At 58.0% G+C, this 8,858-nt stretch carries 12 protein-coding genes and 2 tRNA genes; 8 read left to right on the forward strand and 6 right to left on the reverse strand.

The window, feature by feature from the left end; translation table 11 throughout:
- Nucleotides 1–233 precede the first annotated feature (233 nt).
- Entirely contained in the window at nucleotides 234–695 is a 462-nt protein-coding gene (locus FS804_RS15460) for a GNAT family N-acetyltransferase (protein ID WP_144577466.1), read from the forward strand.
- A gap of 174 nt (nucleotides 696–869) precedes the next feature.
- Here the strand turns inward: FS804_RS15460 and FS804_RS15465 are convergent, their stop codons facing one another.
- Nucleotides 870–1,253 (reverse strand): helix-turn-helix domain-containing protein, encoded by a 384-nt coding sequence (locus FS804_RS15465; RefSeq protein WP_144577468.1) that lies wholly within the window; start codon nucleotides 1,251–1,253, stop codon nucleotides 870–872.
- Between the two features lie 152 nt (nucleotides 1,254–1,405).
- Between FS804_RS15465 and FS804_RS15470 the strand changes: the two genes are divergently transcribed.
- Together FS804_RS15470 and FS804_RS15475 are read left to right on the forward strand one after the other, a co-directional pair.
- The gene (locus tag FS804_RS15470; RefSeq protein ID WP_144577470.1) at nucleotides 1,406–2,017 is read left to right on the forward strand and encodes an NAD(P)-dependent oxidoreductase; all 612 of its coding nucleotides are present in this window, start codon (nucleotides 1,406–1,408) and stop codon (nucleotides 2,015–2,017) included.
- Nucleotides 2,018–2,029: 12 nt separating this feature from the next.
- Entirely contained in the window at nucleotides 2,030–2,506 is a 477-nt protein-coding gene (locus FS804_RS15475) for a nuclear transport factor 2 family protein (protein ID WP_144577472.1), read from the forward strand.
- 110 nt (nucleotides 2,507–2,616) lie between these two features.
- On the opposite strand, the gene FS804_RS15480 is transcribed toward FS804_RS15475, so the two are convergent.
- Together FS804_RS15480 and FS804_RS15485 are read right to left on the reverse strand one after the other, a co-directional pair.
- Nucleotides 2,617–3,009: an acyl-CoA thioesterase gene (locus FS804_RS15480; RefSeq protein WP_063949081.1), complete on the reverse strand. Its 393-nt coding sequence runs from the start codon at nucleotides 3,007–3,009 to the stop codon at nucleotides 2,617–2,619.
- A 77-nt stretch (nucleotides 3,010–3,086) separates the two neighbouring features.
- Complete coding sequence (locus FS804_RS15485; protein WP_144577474.1) at nucleotides 3,087–3,974, reverse strand: RNA methyltransferase; 888 nt, start codon at nucleotides 3,972–3,974, stop codon at nucleotides 3,087–3,089.
- Nucleotides 3,975–4,183: 209 nt separating this feature from the next.
- Here FS804_RS15485 and FS804_RS15490 point away from each other — a divergent pair.
- A tRNA-Tyr gene (locus tag FS804_RS15490) sits at nucleotides 4,184–4,268 on the forward strand.
- Nucleotides 4,269–4,293: 25 nt separating this feature from the next.
- Nucleotides 4,294–4,367 (forward strand) — tRNA-Gly (locus FS804_RS15495).
- Nucleotides 4,368–4,483: 116 nt separating this feature from the next.
- Here the strand turns inward: FS804_RS15495 and FS804_RS15500 are convergent.
- Both FS804_RS15500 and FS804_RS15505 read right to left on the reverse strand, forming a co-directional pair.
- On the reverse strand, nucleotides 4,484–4,678 hold the full coding sequence (locus FS804_RS15500; RefSeq protein ID WP_144577476.1) for a hypothetical protein: 195 nt from the start codon (nucleotides 4,676–4,678) through the stop codon (nucleotides 4,484–4,486).
- Nucleotides 4,679–4,793: 115 nt separating this feature from the next.
- Nucleotides 4,794–5,114 carry a BA14K family protein gene (locus FS804_RS15505; protein WP_186376817.1) on the reverse strand — a complete coding sequence of 107 codons (321 nt, stop codon included), beginning with the start codon at nucleotides 5,112–5,114 and terminating at the stop codon, nucleotides 4,794–4,796.
- A gap of 263 nt (nucleotides 5,115–5,377) precedes the next feature.
- Between FS804_RS15505 and FS804_RS15510 the strand changes: the two genes are divergently transcribed.
- Both FS804_RS15510 and FS804_RS15515 read left to right on the forward strand, forming a co-directional pair.
- Nucleotides 5,378–5,827: a hypothetical protein gene (locus tag FS804_RS15510; RefSeq protein WP_063948566.1), complete on the forward strand. Its 450-nt coding sequence runs from the start codon at nucleotides 5,378–5,380 to the stop codon at nucleotides 5,825–5,827.
- A gap of 586 nt (nucleotides 5,828–6,413) precedes the next feature.
- Nucleotides 6,414–6,782: an MliC family protein gene (locus FS804_RS15515; RefSeq protein WP_144577478.1), complete on the forward strand. Its 369-nt coding sequence runs from the start codon at nucleotides 6,414–6,416 to the stop codon at nucleotides 6,780–6,782.
- A 465-nt stretch (nucleotides 6,783–7,247) separates the two neighbouring features.
- Here the strand turns inward: FS804_RS15515 and FS804_RS15525 are convergent, their stop codons facing one another.
- A complete protein-coding gene (locus FS804_RS15525) occupies nucleotides 7,248–7,880 on the reverse strand; it encodes a TerC family protein (protein ID WP_063949082.1) in 633 nt (210 codons plus the stop codon).
- Nucleotides 7,881–8,274: 394 nt separating this feature from the next.
- Here FS804_RS15525 and FS804_RS15530 point away from each other — a divergent pair.
- On the forward strand, nucleotides 8,275–8,858 hold a 584-nt coding region (locus FS804_RS15530; RefSeq protein ID WP_144577480.1), incomplete at its 3' end, for a GTP-binding protein.

The raw sequence follows: 8,858 nt of genomic DNA on the forward strand, positions 1-8,858 counted from the left end.
TGAAGGGGAGGCGATGAAAAAATGAGTACAAAAAGGAAACGAAGAGCCGGGAACGATATCCGCGCGAATGCGCTGCGGCGCGGATGGTGTCGGTCCCTTGAACTCGGCGGAAATCGATTCCGCTTTGGCGAACGGCGATTTCGAGCCATAAACTGGTGCGGACACCGCGCCGAAGCAAAAGCGGCTTGATCGCGATTCGAGATTGATCTCAAGATATGTGAGGTAATTCGTCGATGAAAATACGGCCCGCAACGAGCGATGATGCAGCGGCGATGGCCGAGGTCCAGAACGAGATATTTTCGGCTGGCCTGCGCAAAGCGCCGACGGATGTCATGACGGTGCTGGCGAATTATATCGAGCACGCCGACCGTATCGAATGCTCGGTCGCCGAAGACGAGGATGGGCGTATCCTTGGGTTTCAGTCGTTGCGCTATGCACGACCGGACAATCCCTATGGTGTTGCGCAAGGCTGGGGCATCATCGGAACCCATGTAAGTCCCCGGGCGGCGAGAAAAGGCGTCGGTTCCGCACTGTTTGCGGCGACGCGTCAGGCGGCGGAAGCGAAAGGTCTCCAGAATATCGACGCCAGCATCGGTGCCGACAACCTGCTGGGGCAGGCCTATTATGAGGCCATGGGCTTCACGACCTATCGCCAGCCGCACGGGTTGGTTTGTAAGGCTTACCGGCTGGGATAGACGCGGCTGGTTTTCAGGGAGGGCCCAGGCGTTCAACCGCCAGGGGTTCCTCCAAGGAATGATTGCTGAAACGACGCCAGGTTTTGGCGATAGTTATCCTTGAGCGGCGCGACGAGCTGTTTCTCGAGATCCTCGAGGAGACCATCGAGCACGACGCACTCCGCGGCGCTTCCGTCAACTCCGACTATCGTTCTCGGAATAGTTCAGGCGGGCCTTGCAGATGCGGACATGGTTCTCGTCTGCCCATTGCACGAGCAGTTGCATCGGCACCAGAAACGAGTGGCCGAGATTGGTCAGTTCATATTCCACCCGCGGAGGAACCTCGGCGTAAACCGTGCGTCGGATGAAGCCGTCTTCTTCCAGCCGTTTGAGCGTGCGGGACAACATCTGCTTGGAAATGTCGTCAATTTTGCGGTTCAACTCGTTGAAACGCTGCACGCCGCCCTGCAGGGCTTCCAGAACAAGCAGGCTCCATTGATCGCCAATACGGTCCAGCACATCCCGGATAGGGCAGGGCTGCTCAAAGGTGAATGCCTCTTTGGTTTGCGTTTCCGCCATATCCTATTCCTGTGCCCGTCGCCCATGTAGGTCATTGCCATGTGACCAGATCAGCCGCCGCTGACTTCTTGCGGCCAGCGCTGCGATACCATAGCTGTTTCCTGCGGTCTATAAATTAGACCGATAACGATATTCACAAGAGGAAAGATGTCATGGCTAAAATCGCGCTCATCGGTGCATCCGGCAATGCCGGGTCCCGTATTCTGAAGGAGCTTTCCGACCGGGGACATGAGGTGACGGCGATCGCCCGCCACCCCGAAAAAATTTCCACCCTGCGCGGCGTGGTGGCAAAGACGGGCGATGTGTTCGATGGTGAAGCGCTTGCCGCGCTTTTGAGGGGTCACGATGCCGTGATCAGCTCGGTCCATTTTACGGCGAGTGATCCGAAGACGCTGATCGAGGCTGTGCGGGCCTCCGGCGTTCCGCGGTATCTTGTAGTCGGTGGTGCCGGAAGCCTCGAAATCGCACCGGGCCAACGCGTGGTCGACCTGCCGGATTTCCCGGCCGCCTATAAGGCCGAGGCGACCAAGGGCGCCGAGTTTCTGGATCTGCTGAAGCAGGAAAAGGAACTCGATTGGACCTTCCTGTCACCATCAGCCGAATTCGTGCCGGGGGACCGAACGGGCAAATTCCGCATAGGCAAGGATAGTCTTCTCAGCAACGAGGCGGGGAGCCGCATTTCCTTTGAAGATTATGCCGTCGCGCTTGTCGATGAAATCGAGAAGCCGCAGCATTCCCGTCAGCGTTTTACCGTCGGTTATTGAAAGGAGCGATCCATGAATTTTCTCACACGTCGCCTCGCCGTCGTCACGCTCGCGCTTGCACCGGGGTTGGTGGCCGGACCGCTGCTTGCCGAAACCGCAAAGCGGGATTTCGGCCAGGAAGAAGCCAATCGCAAGCTGGTGATCGAGTTCTACGACACGGTCTTCAACAAGCATGAGGTGGAGAAGGGAGCTGCCGTGCTTGTCGATAGCTACAAGCAGCACAATCCCATGGTGCCGGATGGAAAGGCGCCCTTCGTCAATTACTTCACCGGTTTCTTCAAGGAAAATCCTCAGTCGAAAGCCCGGATCGTGCGCAGCGCGACGGATGGTGATCTGGTCTATCTGCACATTCATTCGACGGAAAATGATGGTGACCGCGGCAGGGCCATCGTCGATATTTTCCGTGTGACCGACGGCAAGATCACCGAACATTGGGACGTGATCCAGCCCGTTCCGGAAAATGCAGCGAACAGCAACACGATGTTCTGAGCGCGGCGTTTCCCTCGGCGCCAACTGTCGTCCAGGCGTGAGGGGGCGCTTGGCACCTTAGGTTTCAAATAAGCGATGGGTGGCGACGTCGCCACCCGATTTCGCGGTGGTTATTCCGCAGCGGGAATGGGGGTCGGCTGTCCGTTTTCGTCCATGGCCACCATGATAAAGGTGCCAGCCGTTACCTTTTCCAGCTTATCGTAGCGGGAGCGCTGCGCCCAGGCTTCGACAGTCAGCGTAATGGAGGTGCGTCCGACGCGGGCGATATCGGTGTAGATGGATAGCGTATCGCCGATCTTCACCGGCAGTTCAAAGGCCATTTCCTTGACTGCGGCCGTGACCACGCGACAGCGGGACCGTTCTGCGGCGCGGATGCCGCTTGCCAAGTCCATCTGAGACATGACCCAGCCGCCGAAAATATCACCGGCCGGATTGGCGTCGGCCGGCATGGCGAGCGTTCGCAACGTCAGCTCGCCGGTCGGTTTAATGGTCTGCTCAGTCATGTTGAGATTTTCTCCGTGCGCAATGACAAAGGCGCAACATGCGATGCGCGTTTCCATTTCGCAAGGAAGGGAAAGCGTCAGGCCGACGCTTTGCCCAGAAATTGCTGCGTTGCGTAAAGCGCGATCGCTGCGGCATTCGACACGTTGAGCGATTTGATCTCGCCTGGCATATCGAGACGGGCGAGCGCGGACACGGTTTCGCGGGTCTTCTGCCGCAGCCCCTTGCCCTCGGCGCCGAGAACCAGCGCAATTTTTTCACCGCTGAACGTCTGCTCGATGGGGGCAGGGCCTTCCGAATCCAGTCCGACGGAGAAGAAACCGAGTTTATGCAACTCGCCCAGCGCATCCGCCAGGTTCGTGATCTGGATATAGGGAATGAGTTCCAGCGCGCCGGATGCCGATTTCGCCAGCACGCCCGACTCGGTCGGGCTGTGACGCATTGTGGTAATGACCGCCCCGGCGTTGAAGGCGACTGCCGAGCGCATGATGGCGCCGACATTGTGCGGATCGGTGACCTGATCGAGCACGAGAATGAGCGGGCTGTCCTTCAGCGCGCCGAGCCGCTTGACCGGCAGCGGTCGGGTTTCCAGCATTACGCCCTGATGGATCGCTTCCGGGCCGAGCACGCGGTCGATATCCTGCGGCGAGACAATCTCAACCGGGAATGGCTGCGCCTCCGCTTCACCGATGTCCAGCCGGGCGAAGGCATTCTGGGTGACGGAGAGCTTGACGATCTGCCGCTCGGGATTGGCGAGCGCGGCGCGCACGGTGTGTAGCCCATAGAGATGAACCTGATCCGGCGCCGGCTGCGGCGGCTTCCAGTCGTCAGCGCCACGGTTGCGGCGCTTCGGCTGCTGCGGGGTCGGAATTTCGCCACGCTCACGCTTGGCGTCGCGCACGGCACGGCGCAGGTTGGCGTAGTGCGTGTCGCGGGTGGATTTGTTATTGGTATCGTCTTTGCTCATGGCGCCTTATATCTCCGCGAGCAGCCGCGCACCAGCCCCCGCGATAATCCACAGGGTGGCAAAGCGGTTTGAATTTTTTCCAGAAAATTCGTGAAAGGGCGTGTTGACAGAAACGAACGAGGCCGTCATATACGCGCCACAGACGACGCAACGGCGCTTCGCCGCAGCGAAATCTGAAGAGCTTGGTCGCTCGATCCTAGCAGAAAGCTGGAGGGATGCCCGAGTGGTTAAAGGGGACGGACTGTAAATCCGTTGGCTACGCCTACGTTGGTTCAAATCCAACTCCCTCCACCATTCTGCACGGATCGAAATCACCACCGCGGGTATAGCTCAATGGTAGAGCAGCAGCCTTCCAAGCTGAATACGCGGGTTCGATTCCCGCTACCCGCTCCAAACTTTCCAAAAATTTACACAATCAGCTGGTGTTTGCGCGTTCGTTTGGTTTTCGGGCTTATCGTGTGCGCGCAACCTGACGCAGCGGCCTAGCCAAGAAGCGAACATTCTTCGCTTCACGAGGGCTCCAGGGTCGACTGAAGCCGCAATCTTTCGGCATCCAATTCGCTCAACCTGCTCATATGGGCAGTTATTTCCTCGAAGATCGTCGCACGATCATGGGTCGCCATGCGCTCCGCTCGACGCAGGGCGCCGATAACCTCAATCAGCTCAATGCGCTCTTGATTCAATTTTTCCAAATTCCACAACATCATGCTTTCCCCATTCGCTTGCGTGTCAAACGGCGGCCGGCTGAAAAGGTTCAGATCAATAGAATTTAAGGTAAATTTTATCTTGTTTTCGCGGAAGCGTTGAGCCGCTTGCCCATTAATAGGGCGAGCGACACTGGGTGCGGCTGCCGGTGGGCGCCATATAGCTATTGTCTGTCGCATGGTAGGATGCGTAACGCGCAGCGCACCATTTGACGTGGTTGATTTCGCTCTGTGAGAGGGCATAGCCCTCCGATGTGGCGTCTTCGCCTTTTCCGGCAGCAAAAGCGGTCGCGGGGTAGCCTCGCTGGTCGGACGGCTGGGCCTCCGTTTCGTAGGCGGGCTGAATAAGGCTCAGGGCATTGGCGGGCGCGATTGAAGCGGCAGATAATGCGACGCCAAGAGCGAGCGCGGAGATAGTCTTCGGCATCCTCAACATCGATAAATCCTCGTTATTCGTTCGAGATGCTAACGAAAATTTAGGAATTTCGTTCCGGTGAGGGATTGACTTCACACGAATACGTGATTCTTGATGGAGGTTATCCCGGCTACACGTTGCATGCGACGGCAACCGCATCTCACGCCCAGAAAGGCCGTTTTATCCGGCTTCATCAGGGCATTGCACGCCTGCTGCGCTGCTCGTTGACAAGTGGAAAATCCGGTCGGATAGTCGCCCGGCAATCATGCACACGGGAGTCTTCCATGTTTAACAAGGCTGTCATTCTCTCCTCATTCGCGCTGCTGGCATCGGCGGCGTTCGTTTCCCCCGCGGCCGCACTCACCATGAAGGAGTGCAGCGTGAAATATCAGGCGGCGAAAGCCGACGGTTCCGCCAAGGATATCAAGTGGAACGACTATCGAGCGAAGTTCTGCGGCAGCGAAGCCGCCGCCGAAGATGCAGCCGATGACAAGCAGGTCGCGGCGACGACTGAAAAAGAGCCTGAAAAACCGACGATGAAGGCCCCGAAGGGCGTGGCTTTCCCGAGTGCTGTCGATAAAAAATACTCCAGCGAGACCCCGGCGAAGGCGCGGCTGAAGACCTGCGTCGACTCCTATCACAAGAACAAGAATGACGGCACACTCGGTGATCTCAAGTGGATCCAGAAGGGTGGCGGTTATTGGAGCCTGTGCAATACGGCGCTCAAGAGCTGACGTAAGCTGGCGCGGGTTGATCAGTGTCTACCCGCGCCAGTGCTTAATCCAGGACGGTCGGGGCGTGTCCGAACTACGCCGGACTTGATGTTTATACCCTTTCTGCTGTTGCCGGCGAACAAGGGGGGGCGTAACATCCCCGCTCACGACCGGCTTGCGGACGTCTTGCTGTCGGAAACAGCGTGGCTTGGAGCACCCCGTTTTAGGGGTAAGATCTGTGAATGGCCTACGATTTATTCTCTTGATAAAGACGGGTTGACGCTGCGGCTCGACCCGCATCCAGCAATTCAACTTCGGCGGCATTCCAATAGGTCCCGCCGGCAAGTGGGCGGATGACAAGACGATTTCGAAATTATCTCGCGGTTCTCGCCATATCCCTGCTGATGTGGACCGTTATCCTCGGCGTCGTTTATTGGCTGTTTCGCTGAATCTGCCTCGATATATAAGTATTAAAGAAAATTCATGAATATCCTGCGTCAGTGTGGCCGGGGTATTGCGTCGTAATGCATATTTTATACGTAAGGGCACCGCTGCCATATTTTGGCTATACTGGCGTCACCTATGTCACGAAACCGGAGAGGCCATCATGAAACAATCAGCAACCCTGCTCACCCTCGCAACCGTCAGCCTGTTCGCCGCGCCCGCCGCCATGGCGGACGATCTGGTGATTCCGCTCACGAAAGACACGGTGGTCGAGAAGGTTGAGACCACTTACCGGTGCGGGTCCGACAAGGTCGAGGCCGTCTATTTCAATGCGGGTGATATCAGTCTCGTGCGGCTTGGGCTGAAAAGTGGCGTGACCGTTGCCGCCAATGTCATTTCCGGTTCCGGCGCGCGATATGAGAGCGGCGTCTATGTCTGGTGGTCGAAGGGGGACGAGGCGGATCTCTACGACGTGATGGCTGATCCGGAGATGAAACAGCCGACTCACTGCGTTGATGTGAAGAAATCCTGAGCGGCGGCGGAGCCATGGAGCGGCGGCAGGGCGGTTTCTGAAACCTTGCCATGCCGCCGGTCAGCGTGGAAGTGCGCGCGTGGCGCGTTCAACCAAGAACGAGCGACGCTAGAAGCGCCAGCAGGATAAGGGAGCTGGCGACAACGCCGAGCCTTACCCTGCGAAGGCGGCGGGTTCGCCCGCCACTCCAGTCATAAGCCATTGGCAGCTTTACCTTTCTTTTTATTATTATGACTCTCTAACTAACTCCCTAGGCTTGCCCGTGGCTGACCTCAACTGCCAGAAACCATTGGCGAAAATTGATGATTTCCCTGTCTTGTCCATTTCCGAAAGGCATCGCGGCGACGGATTCTTCCTGTTCTGCAGCCGGTCGAAACGGGGGCGGCCGTATACGCCGATCGGCCAATGAAAAGGCCCGGAAACGGGCGTCTCCGGGCCTTTGTGGTGTCATCTTGAATGGCGGTCTCAGCCGAGGTAGGGCCTGATATAAGGCAGAACCTCGATCGTGCCGTGATAGAGCATGTTCAGCGCCACATAGATAATGACCATGAGGCCGAGATAGGAAATCCAGCGATAACGGTGCAGCAGCTTGGCGACGAAGTTGGCGGCGAGCCCCATGAGCGCGATCGAAACGACAAGGCCGATAATCAGCACCGTGACATGTTCCTGCGCAGCGCCGGCGACGGCGAGGACGTTGTCGAGGGACATCGAAACATCGGCAATCACGATCTGGGTCGCCGCCTGGAAGAAGGTCTTGTGACCCTTGGTCAGGTCGGCCTCTTCGTCGGTGACCTCGTCTTCCATTGAGCCTGCGGCCTCGCGCAGTTCCGACCACATCTTCCAGCACACCCAGGCGAGCAACAGGCCGCCGAAAAGCTGGAGACCGACAATGGAGAGCAACTGCACGGTGATGGCGGCAAAACCGATACGCAGCACGGTGGCGGCGATGATGCCGACGAGGATCGCCTTGCGGCGGAGATGGGCGGGCAGGCCGGCGGCCGCAAGGCCGATGACGATGGCGTTGTCGCCCGCCAGGACGAGGTCGATTGCGATGACCTGCAAGAATGCCGTGAAGCCGGCGGCTGTAAAAATTTCCATGGGTTTGTCCTGAACCGGAAAGAAGGACGCGGGGGGAAGCGGCGGATCAATGGACTTTGCCAACCGGCACGCCCGTCCGATCGCCCGTCTCCCCCCGGCGATGAATTGTCCTTAAGCCAAGAAGGCCGCAGCGGTAAAGAAGTTGTGATGGAAATATCTTGATTAGTGATCGCGATGGGAGGGGATGGCCATCGGCGTATCGCCATGGTGTGACGGCCTGTCGGGCTTTAAATGCCTCCAGGTGTGCACCATATACGCGGCTCGAGGTGCACTTAAGCCGCGCGCGCAGGCGCTTTCGCAATTAAGTCTTGCGCATTCGCTTACAAAGCCTTAAACGGCGACACCAAACCGGTTCGCCGGGGAAACTACTTCACGTTCACAGGAAGCAATTCACATGGCAAAGAGCAAGTTTGAGCGCAATAAGCCGCACGTCAACATTGGCACGATCGGTCACGTTGACCATGGCAAGACGTCGCTGACGGCAGCGATCACGAAGTTCTTCGGCGAATTCAAGGCGTATGACCAGATCGACGCCGCGCCTGAAGAAAAGGCCCGTGGTATCACGATTTCGACGGCGCACGTTGAGTATGAGACGGCGAACCGTCACTACGCGCACGTTGACTGCCCCGGCCACGCCGACTACGTGAAGAACATGATCACCGGTGCTGCCCAGATGGACGGCGCGATCTTGGTTTGCTCTGCCGCTGACGGCCCGATGCCGCAGACCCGCGAGCACATCCTGCTTGCCCGTCAGGTTGGCGTTCCGGCGATCGTCGTGTTCCTCAACAAGGTCGACCAGGTTGACGACGCCGAGCTTCTCGAACTCGTCGAGCTTGAAGTTCGCGAACTTCTGTCGTCCTACGACTTCCCGGGCGACGACATTCCGATCGTCAAGGGTTCGGCGCTTGCTGCTCTTGAAGACAGCGACAAGAAGATCGGTGAAGACGCGATCCGCGAGCTGATGGCTCAGGTTGACGC

The organism is Agrobacterium sp. DE0009 (assembly GCF_007680755.1).
Taxonomy (GTDB): domain Bacteria; phylum Pseudomonadota; class Alphaproteobacteria; order Rhizobiales; family Rhizobiaceae; genus Agrobacterium; species Agrobacterium tumefaciens_B.